This window comes from Sulfitobacter aestuarii, assembly GCF_042685005.1.
GTDB lineage: Bacteria > Pseudomonadota > Alphaproteobacteria > Rhodobacterales > Rhodobacteraceae > Sulfitobacter > Sulfitobacter aestuarii.
The window spans coordinates 339,313-352,755 of record NZ_JBHUMP010000001.1; the positions used below are offsets into that span (position 1 = coordinate 339,313).

12 protein-coding genes, 1 tRNA gene, 1 pseudogene and 1 riboswitch are annotated in these 13,443 nt (G+C 63.0%); of the genes and pseudogenes, 6 read left to right on the forward strand and 8 right to left on the reverse strand.

Translation table 11 applies throughout. From position 1 onward, the window contains the following. Nucleotides 1-13: 13 nt before the first annotated feature. Together ACFSUD_RS01735 and ACFSUD_RS01740 are read left to right on the forward strand one after the other, a co-directional pair. Complete coding sequence (locus ACFSUD_RS01735) at nucleotides 14-955, forward strand: CorA family divalent cation transporter (RefSeq protein WP_386370855.1); 942 nt, start codon at nucleotides 14-16, stop codon at nucleotides 953-955. 145 nt (nucleotides 956-1,100) lie between these two features. Beyond that, complete coding sequence (locus ACFSUD_RS01740; protein ID WP_386370857.1) at nucleotides 1,101-2,006, forward strand: LysR family transcriptional regulator; 906 nt, start codon at nucleotides 1,101-1,103, stop codon at nucleotides 2,004-2,006. A 156-nt stretch (nucleotides 2,007-2,162) separates the two neighbouring features. Here the strand turns inward: ACFSUD_RS01740 and ACFSUD_RS01745 are convergent. Continuing rightward, nucleotides 2,163-2,238, reverse strand: a tRNA-Lys gene (locus ACFSUD_RS01745). Between the two features lie 105 nt (nucleotides 2,239-2,343). Between ACFSUD_RS01745 and dapF the strand changes: the two genes are divergently transcribed. From dapF to ACFSUD_RS01765, 4 genes are all read left to right on the forward strand, one after another. Continuing rightward, nucleotides 2,344-3,177: a diaminopimelate epimerase gene (gene dapF, locus ACFSUD_RS01750; RefSeq protein ID WP_386370859.1), complete on the forward strand. Its 834-nt coding sequence runs from the start codon at nucleotides 2,344-2,346 to the stop codon at nucleotides 3,175-3,177. Beyond that, nucleotides 3,174-4,427: a tRNA (N(6)-L-threonylcarbamoyladenosine(37)-C(2))-methylthiotransferase MtaB gene (mtaB, locus tag ACFSUD_RS01755; RefSeq protein ID WP_386370860.1), complete on the forward strand. Its 1,254-nt coding sequence runs from the start codon at nucleotides 3,174-3,176 to the stop codon at nucleotides 4,425-4,427. Before dapF ends, mtaB begins: the two co-directional genes overlap by 4 nt. 127 nt (nucleotides 4,428-4,554) lie before the next feature. Then, the gene (locus ACFSUD_RS01760) at nucleotides 4,555-4,773 is read left to right on the forward strand and encodes a hypothetical protein (protein WP_386370861.1); all 219 of its coding nucleotides are present in this window, start codon (nucleotides 4,555-4,557) and stop codon (nucleotides 4,771-4,773) included. A 63-nt stretch (nucleotides 4,774-4,836) separates the two neighbouring features. After that, nucleotides 4,837-5,505 carry a Crp/Fnr family transcriptional regulator gene (locus ACFSUD_RS01765; RefSeq protein ID WP_386370863.1) on the forward strand — a complete coding sequence of 223 codons (669 nt, stop codon included), beginning with the start codon at nucleotides 4,837-4,839 and terminating at the stop codon, nucleotides 5,503-5,505. 318 nt (nucleotides 5,506-5,823) lie between these two features. On the opposite strand, the pseudogene ACFSUD_RS01770 reads toward ACFSUD_RS01765, so the two are convergent. The 7 genes and pseudogenes from ACFSUD_RS01770 to thiB form a co-directional block, all read right to left on the reverse strand. Next, nucleotides 5,824-6,525 (reverse strand): annotated as a pseudogene (locus tag ACFSUD_RS01770) (cytochrome c1); the annotation flags it as partial. A 683-nt stretch (nucleotides 6,526-7,208) separates the two neighbouring features. Next, nucleotides 7,209-8,552, reverse strand: coding sequence for a cytochrome b (petB, locus tag ACFSUD_RS01775; RefSeq protein WP_386370865.1), 1,344 nt, complete (start codon nucleotides 8,550-8,552; stop codon nucleotides 7,209-7,211). A gap of 12 nt (nucleotides 8,553-8,564) precedes the next feature. Then, complete coding sequence (petA, locus tag ACFSUD_RS01780) at nucleotides 8,565-9,125, reverse strand: ubiquinol-cytochrome c reductase iron-sulfur subunit (RefSeq protein WP_386370867.1); 561 nt, start codon at nucleotides 9,123-9,125, stop codon at nucleotides 8,565-8,567. A 190-nt stretch (nucleotides 9,126-9,315) separates the two neighbouring features. Continuing rightward, on the reverse strand, nucleotides 9,316-9,927 hold the full coding sequence (locus tag ACFSUD_RS01785; protein ID WP_386370869.1) for a glutathione S-transferase: 612 nt from the start codon (nucleotides 9,925-9,927) through the stop codon (nucleotides 9,316-9,318). 131 nt (nucleotides 9,928-10,058) lie between these two features. Continuing rightward, the gene (locus ACFSUD_RS01790) at nucleotides 10,059-10,751 is read right to left on the reverse strand and encodes a thiamine ABC transporter ATP-binding protein (protein WP_386370871.1); all 693 of its coding nucleotides are present in this window, start codon (nucleotides 10,749-10,751) and stop codon (nucleotides 10,059-10,061) included. After that, the gene (locus ACFSUD_RS01795; RefSeq protein WP_386370873.1) at nucleotides 10,738-12,294 is read right to left on the reverse strand and encodes a thiamine/thiamine pyrophosphate ABC transporter permease ThiP; all 1,557 of its coding nucleotides are present in this window, start codon (nucleotides 12,292-12,294) and stop codon (nucleotides 10,738-10,740) included. Before ACFSUD_RS01795 ends, ACFSUD_RS01790 begins: the two co-directional genes overlap by 14 nt. Then, nucleotides 12,270-13,247 (reverse strand): thiamine ABC transporter substrate binding subunit, encoded by a 978-nt coding sequence (gene thiB, locus ACFSUD_RS01800; RefSeq protein WP_386370875.1) that lies wholly within the window; start codon nucleotides 13,245-13,247, stop codon nucleotides 12,270-12,272. The genes ACFSUD_RS01795 and thiB overlap by 25 nt, the downstream gene beginning before the upstream one ends. A gap of 33 nt (nucleotides 13,248-13,280) precedes the next feature. Further along, nucleotides 13,281-13,382, reverse strand: a riboswitch (TPP riboswitch). Nucleotides 13,383-13,443 lie beyond the last annotated feature (61 nt).

The following is a 13,443-nucleotide window of genomic DNA, read 5'->3' on the forward strand; positions in this document are numbered from 1 at the left end:
ACAAGGGTGCGCCATGCCTCTCTGCGTCTTCGACATCTATCCCGACGGCACCGCGGAAGTCCCGCAAGATGAGTCTCTGACCGGCCCCGGCACCTATCGCTGGTGGCATTTCGATCTCGCCGATCCGGCGCTGCCCGGCTGGGTCGCCGCCAATCTGCCACCCATCCCGGCCGGAGCGCTGCTGCAACCCGAGACACGACCACGCTGCGACCGGTTCGCAGATGGCATCATCCTCAATTTGCGCGGCATCAATCTCAATGCCGGGGAGGACGCGGATGAGATGGTGTCGGTGCGGCTCTGGGTGGATAGCGACGTGATCATCACGGTGCGGATGCGCAAGGTCTTCACCATCGACGACATCCGCAGGCAGACCGAGGCCGACAATCCGCCCCCCACCACGGCGGATTTTCTCGAAGTCCTGATCTCCAGGCTGACCCAACGGATCGAGCAGGAAGTGGTAAAGATCGCGGACATCACCGAATTCTACGAAGACGACCTGGAAGACGAGACGACACCGATTCCCAAGGATCTGTCCGAGACCCGGCGCCGGGTGATCCGGCTGCGCCGTTACCTGGAACCGCAACAGGCCGCTCTGGACCGCCTGATCGAGATCAACATGCCGATCATTCCCGAGCCCGACACGCTGCGCATTCGCGAATCGGCCAACCGGACGACGATCGCGGTAGAGGAACTCAACGCGCTGCGCGAACGGCTGATCACGGTGCAGGACGAACATGACCTCTATGTCGCCCGCAAACAGGCGCGGCATGGCTATGTCCTGTCCATCGCAGCAGCTGTTTTTCTACCGCTCAGCTTTCTTACCGGGTTGTTCGGGGTCAACGTCGGCGGCATGCCGGGGGTGGGGAGTCCCTGGGCCTTCACGCTGCTGTGCCTCGGCATGACCCTTCTAGTCTTGGTGTTGCTCGTTCTGCTGAAATGGCTACGCTGGCTCTGATCCTCGCGGCAGTACCGCCCGCCCGGGATGTTTCCACCGGCTGAACGATGGTGCAGATTACCTTGCTACTGTCGCAGCGCCGCCCTGATCCCGCCCGAATTCGTCGCCATTTCTGTGCCTTACAACAAGTTTGAAAGGATCGGGCATGGACCGTCTTACAGAGATGGAAGCCTTCGCCGCGGTAGTGGATCAGGGCGGCTTCACCGACGCGGCCAAGAAGCTGGGGATCTCCAAATCGGCGGTCTCGAAACATGTTTCCTCGCTCGAAGCACGGCTGGGCGCGCGTCTGCTCAACCGCACGACAAGGCGGGTCTCGCCCACGGAGATCGGTCTGGCCTATTACGACCGTGCCCGCCGGGTGCTCAATGATGCGGGCGAAGCGGATGCGCTGGTCACCTCGATGCAATCGGCCCCCTCCGGCCTGCTGCGGATCTCGGTCGCCACCGATTTCGGGGTCAATCACCTTTCCCCGGTCCTTTCGGACTTCCTGTCTGATTTTCCGGATATCACTGTCAACATGGTGCTCAACAACCGCTACGTGGAGTTGATCTCCGAAGGCTTCGACATGGCGGTGCGGATCGGCGAGCTTGAGGACAGCACCCTGCGCGCCCGCAAGCTGACCGAGACGACCAAGCGGATGATCGCCTCACCGAGCTATATCCAGCGCTATGGCCGTCCACAGAAGATCGACGATCTTAACGAGCACAAATTGCTGCATTATTCGAACCAATCGAGCGGCAATGTCTGGAAACTGACTGCACCATCCGGCGAAAAACGTCAGGTACGCACGGCGGGCTGGCTTTCGGTCAATGACGGGCAATCCTTGCTGAATGCCGCGATTTCCGGGCTCGGGATCGCCTATCTACCGAGCTTCCTTTATGCCGAAGCCATGGAGAAGGGTCTGGTGGAGGATGCAATCCCCGGCCTGCCTTCTGAAACCCAAGGAATCTACGCGGTCTATCCGCCGGGGCGGTTCACCCAGCCCAAGGTCCGCGCCTTCATAGATTTCCTGGTCCATGCCTTCGCCGAAAAGGGTCCGAACGACTGGTAGCACGTCGCTGCTTCGGCTCGGCAAGAGGCCACAGCCCCCCTCGCCAGAACGGCTTGCGGGGGCTTTTTTCAGCCTGTGATATCGCCTTGCAAACGGTACCGGTCGGCGCGATGCAGATCGCGTCCGACTGGATAACCTCTTCACTTGTAAGAAAAGTGGTGAGCCCGTCCGGGTTCGAACCGGAGACCTACTGATTAAAAGTCAGTTGCTCTACCAACTGAGCTACAGGCCCACTACGCGGGTAATTAGAAAGGTCGGGGCCGAGGGTCAACCCCGAAATGTGCGATTTTCTTACCGACTGCTGGATTAGTTTCTCGCCCGGGGTTATATGCGCCGAATGACCGATCAAAGAGCCAATGGATTGCCCTTCATGAAGATGCACGGGCTGGGAAACGACTTCGTCGTGCTCGATGCGCGCGCCGGTGATCTTTCGGTCAGCCCGGCGCTGGCGCGGGCCATTGGCCATCGTCAGCTTGGCGTCGGCTTCGATCAGCTTGCGGTGATCGAGGAGGGGCGCGGGGATGCGCATCTGACCTTTTACAATTCCGACGGCTCGCTCTCGGCTGCATGCGGCAATGCCACCCGCTGCATCGCGCGGTTTCTGATGGACGAGACCGGCAAGAGCGCGCTGCAGCTCAGCACCGCGCGCGGGAATCTGGCCGCCCGTGACGCTGGCGATGGCCGCACCTCGGTCAACATGGGTGCGCCGCAGCTGCACTGGCAGGAGATTCCGCTCGCACACGAGACCGACACGCTGCACCTGCCGATCGAGGGATCGCCCGTGGCCACCGGCATGGGCAACCCCCATTGCACGTTCTTTGTCGAGGATGTCTCGGCCATCGAACTTGCCGCCTTCGGCGCCGGTATCGAGCATCATCCGCTTTACCCCGAACGCACCAACGTACAGGTCGCGCAGATTACCGGGGCCGACCGGATCCGCATGCGGGTCTGGGAACGCGGTGTCGGAATCACCCTGGCCTCCGGCTCCTCTTCCTGCGCCACCGCAGTGGCGGCGGCGCGGCGCGGGCTGACCGGACGGCGCGTGGTGATCGATCTTGATGGTGGCACGCTGGAAATCGATTGGCGTGACGACGGTGTCTGGATGACCGGCGAGACCGCGCATGTATTCAGCGGCGTATTGACGCCCGCGTTTCTGGAGAGCCTCTCATGACCGCCCCGGTTTTCAGCACGATGGGTTGCCGTCTCAACGCCTATGAGTCCGAGGCGATGAAAGACCTTGCCCAACAGGCCGGGCTCGAGAATGCGGTGATCGTCAACACCTGCGCGGTAACCGCCGAGGCGGTGCGCAAAGCGCGCCAGGACATCCGCCGCCTGCGCCGGGATCACCCCGACGCCCGGCTGATCGTCACCGGCTGCGCTGCGCAGACGGAACCCGAAACCTTCACCGCGATGGCCGAGGTCGATGCGGTGATCGGCAATACCGAGAAGATGCAGGGCGCCACCTGGCAGGGGCTCGCGGCCGATTTCATCGGCGAGACCGAAGCGCTGCAGGTCGATGACATCATGTCGGTGACAGAAACCGCCGGCCATCTGATCGACGGTTTCGGCACCCGTTCGCGCGCCTATGTGCAGGTCCAGAATGGCTGCGATCACCGTTGCACCTTCTGCATCATCCCCTACGGTCGTGGCAATTCACGCTCGGTACCCGCCGGAGTCGTCGTAGACCAGATCAAACGGTTGGTGGACAAGGGATTCAACGAGGTTGTGCTCACCGGAGTCGATCTTACCTCTTGGGGCGCCGACCTGCCTGCCGCGCCGAAACTGGGTGATCTGGTGATGCGGATCCTCAGTCTCGTGCCCGACCTGCCGCGGCTGCGGATCTCGTCGATCGACTCGATCGAGGTCGATGACAATCTGATGCAGGCAATCGCCACCGAGACACGGCTGATGCCGCATCTGCATCTGTCGCTGCAACATGGCGATGACATGATCCTGAAACGGATGAAGCGCCGACACCTGCGCGATGACGCGATCCGTTTCGCGCAGGAGGCCCGGCGGCTGCGTCCCGATATGACCTTCGGCGCCGATATCATCGCAGGTTTTCCGACCGAAACCGAAGAGATGTTCGACAATTCGGTAAAGCTGGTGGAGGAATGCGACCTGACATGGCTTCATGTCTTCCCCTATTCCGCCCGCCCCGGGACACCGGCGGCACGGATGCCCGCGGTTCAGGGCGCGGCGATCAAGCAGCGCGCCGCCCGGCTGCGAGCTGCCGGTGATGCACAGGTACAGCGCCATCTGCGACAACAGGTCGGAAAAACCCATCGGATCCTGATGGAGAATCCGCATATGGGCCGGAGCGAGCAATTTACTGAAGTGCATTTCACCCAGCCGCAGCGCGAAGGCGAGATCGTCGATGCCCGGATCACCGGATACGAGACTGCACATCTGACGGCCTGACGGCGCGCTTTGTGATTTTCCCCGACTGGGGTACCCTCTGCGCAGGACGGCAGGATCATGAGCGATGTCATCGAACGGGTGCTCGAGATGCGAGTGCGCAACGATCAGGCCGAAAAAGCTGCGCCGGTTGCTCGACGGAACTGCCAATGTCACCTGTAAGCAGGAACCCGGCGCGTTGCTTTTCGAATATGAAGTGGATGCAAAAGAGACCCGCGGCACGGTGGCAGATCGCCATGTCGGCAATGACGCCATGCTGAGCCATCCGCCGATGGATGATCCGGCGAGTCCTGAACCGGTCGTGATGGATGCGGAATACCACCGGATGCTCGCGGGATTTCAGCGTTAGGGAGGTCGTCACCTCGCGGAGCGGCCCCTGTGGCCGCCTCCGCGAACAAGTCGGGATTATTATGTGAGCCAGTCCAGTGACAGCGGATTTCTTGCAGGCGCCTCGCCCCAATTGCGCGAGGTCATGGCCTCCTTCGCCCGGCCCCGCGACTTGTCTGAAGGCGAAGAGCTGTTTGCGCAGGGTGACAAGGGCGACGCGCTCTATGCCGTGATCGAGGGTATGCTCGAAATCTCGATCATCTCGGCTGATGGGCGCAAGCTCTGCCTCGATGTAATGCGTGAGGGGGCAATCGTCGGGGAGATTGCCCTGTTCGATCCGGGGCCACGCACAGCGACGGTGACGGCGCTGAGTGCCAGCATTGTCTGGGGGATCAGGAATGCCGACATCATGGCCGCACTGCGAGACACGCCTGCGCTCGGCGCCGATATGCTCGCGCTGGCGGGAAGGCGGATGCGCTGGATGGGACAGCAGCTCAGCGAACAGGTTTTTCTGACCATGCCCGCCCGACTGGCTCGCAAGATCCTCTATCTGACCGCCACCTCCGGCGGCTCGGAACCGCAGCTTCACATGTCGCAGATGGAGCTGGCGGAATTCGTCGGTGCGAGCCGTGAGGCAGTCGCGCGGACCCTGGCGCTCTGGAAACGCGAGGAAATCATCGTGCCGGAACGGCGCGGGCTGCGGATCCTCGATCGTCCCGCGCTGACAGGGATCGCGGCCTTTCCGAAAACCTGAACCGCTGTGAACCAGATCACAGACCCGCGAGCGAGCGCGTGGCAGGCTATATCCATTGAAGATCGGCGCCGATTGCAAGAGCACCTTTTATATTCAGGGATCGCTTCGGCGCATTTTGAACGGAATGGGGGATGTCTGAGCATTCACTTCGGCTAAGCCGGAGCCATTCGTGGCAGTGGGGAAAACATCCATCGTCACGGCCCTACGATTATCGTCCAGGCCGCATACCGCCTGCCAGGTATTTGCAGCGCCCGCGGACAAGAAAAGCCCCCTGAGCCATGTCGGTTCAGGGGGCTTTTTTGCGGGTCCGATCAGCAATCAGCCCTTGTACTTGTGACGCGCCCACAGCCGCTTGTTGGTGAGATAAAGCAGCACCGACAGCAGGGTCAGGAAGATCACCCCGGCGAATCCGGCCGTCTTGCGCGCACCGAGCTTGGGTTCCGCAGTCCACATCAGGAAGGCCGAGACATCTTCGGACAGGTGCTGGAGGTCATTGGCGTGACCATCGACAAATTCGACCTGTTCATCCCCCAGCGGCGGCGCCATCGAGATCCAGCCGCCTGGGAAGGCGGTGTTGCCATAAAGAACGGTCCCCGCCTGCTCCTTTTCCTCGCCGGTATAGCTGGTCAGCAGCGCGGTGATATATTCCGGTCCGCCGATCCCCTTCAGGAATTGGTTGATCCCGAGACCATAGGGCCCGTGGAAAGCGGCACGCTTCTTGGCCATCAGGGACAGATCTGGTGCGTTCGGCAGGCTCGATTCAGGAAAATGATCGACCGGGGTGCCGGGCCGCGTGTCGTCGAGATCGGCGTCGAACACATCGAACTGCTTGGCATATTCGATGACCTGCTCCTCGGGCAGCCCAGGTCCGCCCTCATCGGCCAGCGTGCGCATTGCGACGTATTTCAGACCATGGCAGGCAGCGCAGACCTCGGTGTAGATCTGCAGGCCGCGCTGCAGCTGGTTGACGTCATAGGCGCCAAAGGGACCGTCGAAGGAAAAGTCGATATTCTCGATATGCGGCGTTGCATGGGCATCGCCATGTTCCTCCTCCGCCCCATGGGCGTCATCCGTCGCATGTTCCTCGTCGTCATGACCTTCGGCATCCGCGACACCGACTTCGGCGTCGTCTTGTGTCGTTCCGTCCACCACGATTTCCGCGTCGCCTTCTTCGAGCGCTTCAGGCTGCTCTTCGGCCATTTCCTCGGCGGTTTCCTCGACCGCCGCCTGGGCCGGGGTATCGGCCTCGGCAGCCTCTTCCTCGGTCGCCGGCTCCTCGGTAGGAGCTTCGCCTTCGGACTGACCTTCCGCCGCGGGGTCGGTTGCTGCTTCGGCTTCGGTCGCCTCTTCGGTCTGAGCTTCCGTCTCGGTCTCGGTTACTTCCTCGGCCGGGGCTTCCGCTTCGGGCTCGGTTGTCGGCGTGACATCCGCCTCGGCCTCGGTTTCGTCAGCAGCGCTGTCTGCATCCGCTTCCGCTTCCGGCGTTTCGACTTCCGCCGCCGGAGCCTGTTCAGCTTCCGGCGTGGCTTCGGCCTCCGGCGTGGCTTCGGCCTCCGGCGTGGCCTCGGTTTCCGGCGCAGTGTCGAGCTGCAATTGCTCGGTCGTCGTGTCGGTTTCCTGTGCCAGGGCAAAGCTCCCCGGCACCACGAACCCCATGGCGACCACGGCCGAAAGGATGTTGTTCTTCTTCATGATCATGGTCCTTATTCCGTCGGCTTGACGAGCGTATGGGTTCCGCCCGCCTTGGGCGCATAATGCGCGTCGAAATCGGCTTCGATGGTTTCAGGCTGGGGCAGCGGTTTCTCGATCACGCCGAGCAGCGGCAGGATCACCAGGAAATAGGCGAACCAATAGGCCGAGGCGATCAGCGAGAACGTGGCATAGGGCTCTTCCGCGGGCATGGCACCGAGCCACATCAGCGCGAAGAAATCCACCACCAGCAGCGCGAACCACCATTTGAACATCGGGCGATAACGGCCGGAGCGCACGTTGGAAGTATCCAGCCACGGCACCAGCGCCATCACCGCAATCGCCCCGAACATCGCCAGCACGCCGAAGAACTTCGCATCGATGATGCCGCCGGTCACGAAGGAGGCGATCTGAACGACCCAGACTTCCGAGGTGAAGGCGCGCAGGATCGCGTAGAAGGGCAGGAAGTACCATTCGGGCACGATATGCGCGGGCGTCGCCAGCGGGTTGGCTTCGATGTAGTTATCGGGGTGACCGAGATAGTTCGGCATGAAACCGACGATCGCGAAGAACACCACCAGGATCACCGCCAGGGCGAAGAGATCCTTGATCACGAAATAGGGCCAGAACGGCAGCGTGTCGCGTTCGGCTTCTTCCTTCGAGCCGCGGCGCACCTCTACCCCGGTGGGGTTGTTGTTGCCGGTGGTGTGGAAGGCCCAGATATGCACCAGAACCAGGCCTGCGATCACGAAGGGCAGGAGGTAATGCAGCGAAAAGAAGCGGTTCAGCGTGGCATTGTCCACCGCCGGGCCGCCGAGCAGCAGCGTCTGCAGGCTTTCCCCGATAAAGGGGATCGCACCGAAGAGGCCGGTGATTACGGTCGCACCCCAGAAGGACATCTGACCCCAGGGCAGCACGTAGCCCATGAAGCCGGTGGCCATCATCAGCAGGTAAATCAGCATGCCGATGATCCAGGTCACCTCGCGCGGGGCCTTGTAGGAACCGTAGTAGAGGCCGCGGAAGATATGGGCATAGACCGCGACGAAGAACAGCGAGGCGCCGTTCATGTGCAGATAGCGCAGCATGTAGCCGCCATTGACGTTACGCATGATATGCTCGACCGAAGCAAAGGCCATGTCCACATGCGGTGTGTAGTGCATCACCAGGACGATGCCGGTAATGATCTGCAGCGCCAGACAGAAGGTCAGGACGATGCCCCAGATCCACATCCAGTTCAGGTTCTTGGGCGTGGGGATCATCAATGTATCATAGAGCAGACCGACCACGGGAAGGCGGCGATGCAGCCACTGTTCGCCGCCGGTTTTCGGCTCGTAATGGTCGTGCGGAATTCCAGACATCCGTGCTCTCCCTTAACCCAGTTTGATCGTGGTTTCGTCGAGGAACTCGGCGACCGGCACCAGAAGGTTGCTCGGCGCCGGCCCCTTACGAATGCGTCCCGCGGTGTCGTAATGCGACCCGTGACACGGACAGAACCAGCCACCGAAATCCCCCGCATCGCCCAGCGGCACGCAGCCAAGATGGGTGCAGACACCGATCATCACCAGCCATTCGCCCGTTTCGTCCAACGCGCGGTTTTCGTCGGTGGCGGGCTGCACGCCCGGCAGGTTGGCGTTTTCGGCATTCTGGTCCGGCAGAGCGCTGAGTTCGACCTCGCGCGCTTCGGCGATCTCCTGCTCCGTCCGACGGCGGATGAACACCGGCTTGCCCAGCCATTTCACGGTCAACTGCGTCCCCACGTCGACACCAGAAACATCCACACGGATCGAGGACAGCGCCTTGACGTCTGCCGAAGGGTTCATCTGGTTGACCAGCGGCCACACGGCGGCGCCGACCGCGACGGCACCGGTTCCGGCGGTCGCGTAATAGAGGAAATCCCTCCGGCTTCCTGCGTGTTCATCTGCTTGGGACACGGGCTTTCTCCAATTTTTCGCCAATAATTGGCCATCAGACACAATGATGGCATCTGATTGCCACCGCACTTCAGGGCGCTATCTACCGAGGGATAGCGCGCCCGTCCAGACGTCAATGGCGCGCAAAGCGTCGCAGCAAGCGGCGTCACCGGAAAAAATCACGCCGCTGTGGCAATATCATCCCGTCGGGTCAGACCGTCGGCGGGGCTGTCGCCTGCATCGAGGGGCGCGAATCGAATTTGGCGAACCAATCCGCCAGCGCTTCGTTATTCTGCCGCCAGTTGCGCGCATCATGGCGCAGATCGAGATAGCCAAGCGCGCAGCCGACCGCGATCTGCCCGATGTCGAGCGGTCCGCAGAGGTGGCTCATCCAGCGATTGTTCAGCGCCGAACAGGCCCTTGAGACCTTGTCCCATTGCCCTTCCACCCAGTCCTCCATACGCTTCTCCTCGGGGCGCAGCCGCCATTCATAGGCCATCAGCAAAGCCGCATCGAGGATACCATCCGCCGTCGCCTCCAGCGTCAGCGCATCCCAGCGGCGGGCGCCCTGCGGGTAAAGGCTGCCGCCGGTGCGGTCATCGAGATAGGCGCAGATGACCCGACTGTCATAGAGCGTTGGCCCCTCGGCACGCGCCAGCGCCGGCACCTTGCCGAGCGGGTTATGCGAGGGAAAACCCTCTGCCGGAGCCAGCGGTGTGCCGGAGGTTGTTTCCAGCGTCACATCGGCAATTTGACCGGTCTCGTGCAGCAGGACCATGACTTTGCGCACATAGGGCGAGGTTGGGGAATAATAGAGTTTCATGGGAAATATCCTTGTCAATGAGCGTCGGTCTTGCCGGAGTATCGCGCTTTCCCGCGCGCGACACACCCACTATCTCGCGCAGAACGATACCCCGAAAGACGGAGCGGAGGCCCTGCGTCATTCCGTCTGTCTCAGCCGAGATAGGCGCGCAGCTCGGGCGGCGGATTGTCCATCAGCGTCGCGGTCGGTTGTGGCTGTTGGGCCCTGCCTCCCTCGACGAAGATCACTTCTTCGGAAATATGGCGCACGTCTTCCGGCGCGTGGCTGACCATGACAAGCGCCGCACCGGTCTCGTCCACCAGCTCGCGCATCAGCTCGAGCATCTCGCGGCGCAGCGCCGGACCGAGCGCGGCGAAAGGTTCGTCGAGCAGCACCAGCGGCCTTGCCTGCACCAGAACCCGCGCAAGGGCGGCGCGACTCTGTTGTCCGCCGGAAAGCGCACCGGGGCGTTTTTCCACATGCGCCCCAAGCCCGACCCGGTGCAGGGCCGCTTCCACTCTTTGACGCTCTTCCGGCGAAAGCCGCAGATCAGGGCGCAGTCCGAGCCCGACATTCTGGGCGACGCTGAGATGGGGAAACAGGTTGTTGTCCTGAAACAGCATCGTCATCTGCCGCGCGCCCGGCGCGGCGGCACTGATATCGTGACCGCGCCACAGCAAGCGACCGCGCGCCAGCGGCACGAAACCGCAGAGCGCGGCAAGCAGCGTCGATTTTCCCGCGCCCGAGGGGCCGATCACCGCATAGCGTCGTCCGCCCTCGAGGGTGAAATCAGCTTGCAGGATGAAATCGCCCTGCGCGATCAACAACCCTTCAAGCTTCAGCATGATACCGCCCGCCCCGATCGAAAATCCAGAACACGCCGAGCGCCAGCGTCAGCAGCAGCAGCGCCGCACCGGCAGCGGCCTCCATCTGATAGGCGCCCATCAGACGGTACATCTGCAGCGGCAGGGTCGCCGATTGCGGATCGGCAAACAGCGCGATCACGCCCAGGTCGCCGATGGACAGCGCTCCGGTCAGACCCAGGGCGAAACCGAGCTGTGCCCGCAGCCGCGGCAGGATCAGCCAGCGCCAGAGCGGCAGACCCTGCAGCCCCAGCATCTGAGCCTGACGGCCATAATCCACCAAGGTATCGCGCAACCGGGGCACGAGGATACGCAGCGCGAAGGGAAGTGCCGTCAGCGCGTTGACTAGCGCGGTGACGGGCAAGGCCAGCCGGGACGGATCGAGCACCGGATTGATCAGGATGAGCCAGCCGGTGCCGATCATCAGCGGCGACGCGGCGAGCCCCAGCAGACCCACCGCTTCGCCGCCGCCGCGCTGCCGTGTAGCGATCCAGCCCGCCATCGGCAGCGCCAGAAGGCCGAGCAGGGCAACACTCAGCAGCGCAACCGTCAGCGATGTTCCGGCGGCGCGCCAGACGCTCACCGGCATGAGCGGCAGCCCTACCAAGCCACGAGACAGGATCGCCGCCAGTGGCGCCAGCAGGAACAGCGCCGCCAGGGCGATCAAGAATGCATCAAGCAGCCGCTGCCCGCCACCGCGCGCATCCCAGCGCCGCATCTGCCGGTCAAGCCCGCCTCCGAGGCTCAGCGGTGGCGCGATCCACAGGGCCACCAACGCCGCCGACCCGGCAATCACTAGCTGCAGCACCGAGAGCAGGGCCGCCCGGCCGAGATCGAAATCGAAGCGGAAGGCCTGATAGATCGCCAGTTCCAGCGTGGTCGCGCGCGGTCCGCCGCCAAGGGTCAGCGCCACCGCAAAGCTGGTCAGGCAGATCACGAAGATAAGCGCCAGGGCTCCCGGCACGACCTGGCGCAGCAGGGGCCACTCGAGCGTCAGAAATGTTGCCCGCGGGGTCAATCCGAGCTGCGCGGCAAGGCGGAACCGTTCCGCCGGGATCGACTGCCAGCCCTGCAGCAGCAGCCTTGTCGCGAGCGGCAGGTTGAAGAAAACATGCGCCAGCACCACACCGTGCAATCCGTAAATCGAGAGGCTCGGCAGGCCGAGCTGACCGAACAGCGTGTTGAGCCAGCCGCTACGCCCGAAGACCGTGAGCAGCCCGAGCACCGCGACAATCACCGGGAGGATGAAGGGCGCGCCGAGCAGGGTCACCAGCATCCCGCGTCCGACGAAGCGTCGGCGCGCCAGGGCCCGAGCGACCGGCACCGCCAGTGCGACGGAGATCAGCGCGGACAGAACTGCCTGCCAGATGGTGAAACGGATCGCCGCCCAGTCGGCCGCCCCGAGGCCGCGACCGAGTTCGGCGCGCATCAGCACCGCCAGCAACGCCAGCAGGATCAGGACCGCAACGCCGAGCGCGGCGGCCCGCCCCGCCCAGGGCCTTATTGCGACAGCGCGCCGAGCCATTCCTGCAAAGCTTCGTCACGTACCGTGGGGATATCCTCATTCGGCAACAGCAGCGCCTTCTCAGGCGCAATCAAGGTGTCGAACCCGGACGGCAGACCGGCTTCCGGCATCACCGCCGGGTACATCCAGTTGGTGGTTGGCAGGATTGATTGCGCCGTATCGGAGACCATGAAGGCGATGAACCGGTCGGCCAGATCGGGTTGGTCGCTGCCCGCCAGCTTGCCGACGACTTCGACCTGCAGGTAATGGCCCTCGTCGAACGCCGCGGCGGTCTTGCTGTCATCCTCCTCGGCAATGAGATGGTAGGCCGGTGAGGTGGTGTAGCTCAGCACCATGTCGGCCTCGCCTTCGAGAAACAGCCCATAGGCCTCCGACCAGCCCTTGGTCACCGTCACCACATTGTTGGCCAGCCCCTGCCAGATGGTCTCGGCTTCGTCGCCATAGGCCGCCTTGACCCACATCAACAGCCCGAGACCCGGGGTCGAGGAACGCGGATCCTGAATGACTATCTTCAGGTCGCTTTCCGCCAGGGCGCGGAAGTTGCCGGGTGCCTGCAGGTCCTTGTCATGCACGAATGCGAAATAGCCCCAGTCATAGGGCGCGAAGACGTCATCCCGCCACTCGATCGGCAGGGTATAATCGGCCTCCACATCGCTTCCGGCGAAGAGCCCCGTCTCCTTGGCGGCAGCGATCAGGCTGGTGTCGAGCCCGAGCACCACATCGGCCTCGGAGCGGGCACCTTCCAGCTTCAGCCGCGCCAGCAGCGCGGCACCGTCGCCCATGCCGACAAATTTCAGGTCGCAGCCGCATTCGGTCTCGAAGGCCTTCTCGATCTGCGGCCCCGGCCCCCAGTCGGACACGAAGCTGTCATAGGTATAGACTGTCAGTTGAGGGGTTTCGGCGAGCGCCGCCGAGGCCCCGACGAGGCCCGCTGCAAATGCAAGATACTTCATGGCATCCTCCTCTGCGGCGAAAGGTGCAAGGCGGATGCAGCTCCGGACCTTCCCTTCGCCGGTGTTAACCGGTTCAGGTTCAACGGGTCCGCGCATTGCGCGCATATCAGCCTTGCGGCCCCCCGAGGTGAGCCAACAGGTAGGGCGGCACGCAGGCTTATGCAAGCCATATCCCCTTGAGAGACCCCGCGCCGGG

Coding starts and splice junctions, on each gene's coding strand:
- ACFSUD_RS01735 (WP_386370855.1), top strand. CDS start 14: ATGCCTCTCTGCGTCTTCGACATCTATCCCGACGGCACCGCGGAAGTC.
- ACFSUD_RS01740 (WP_386370857.1), top strand. CDS start 1,101: ATGGACCGTCTTACAGAGATGGAAGCCTTCGCCGCGGTAGTGGATCAG.
- dapF (WP_386370859.1), top strand. CDS start 2,344: ATGACCGATCAAAGAGCCAATGGATTGCCCTTCATGAAGATGCACGGG.
- mtaB (WP_386370860.1), top strand. CDS start 3,174: ATGACCGCCCCGGTTTTCAGCACGATGGGTTGCCGTCTCAACGCCTAT.
- petB (WP_386370865.1), bottom strand. CDS start 8,552: ATGTCTGGAATTCCGCACGACCATTACGAGCCGAAAACCGGCGGCGAA.
- ACFSUD_RS01785 (WP_386370869.1), bottom strand. CDS start 9,927: ATGAAACTCTATTATTCCCCAACCTCGCCCTATGTGCGCAAAGTCATG.
- ACFSUD_RS01790 (WP_386370871.1), bottom strand. CDS start 10,751: ATGCTGAAGCTTGAAGGGTTGTTGATCGCGCAGGGCGATTTCATCCTG.
- ACFSUD_RS01795 (WP_386370873.1), bottom strand. CDS start 12,294: ATGGCTCGGCGCGCTGTCGCAATAAGGCCCTGGGCGGGGCGGGCCGCC.
- thiB (WP_386370875.1), bottom strand. CDS start 13,247: ATGAAGTATCTTGCATTTGCAGCGGGCCTCGTCGGGGCCTCGGCGGCG.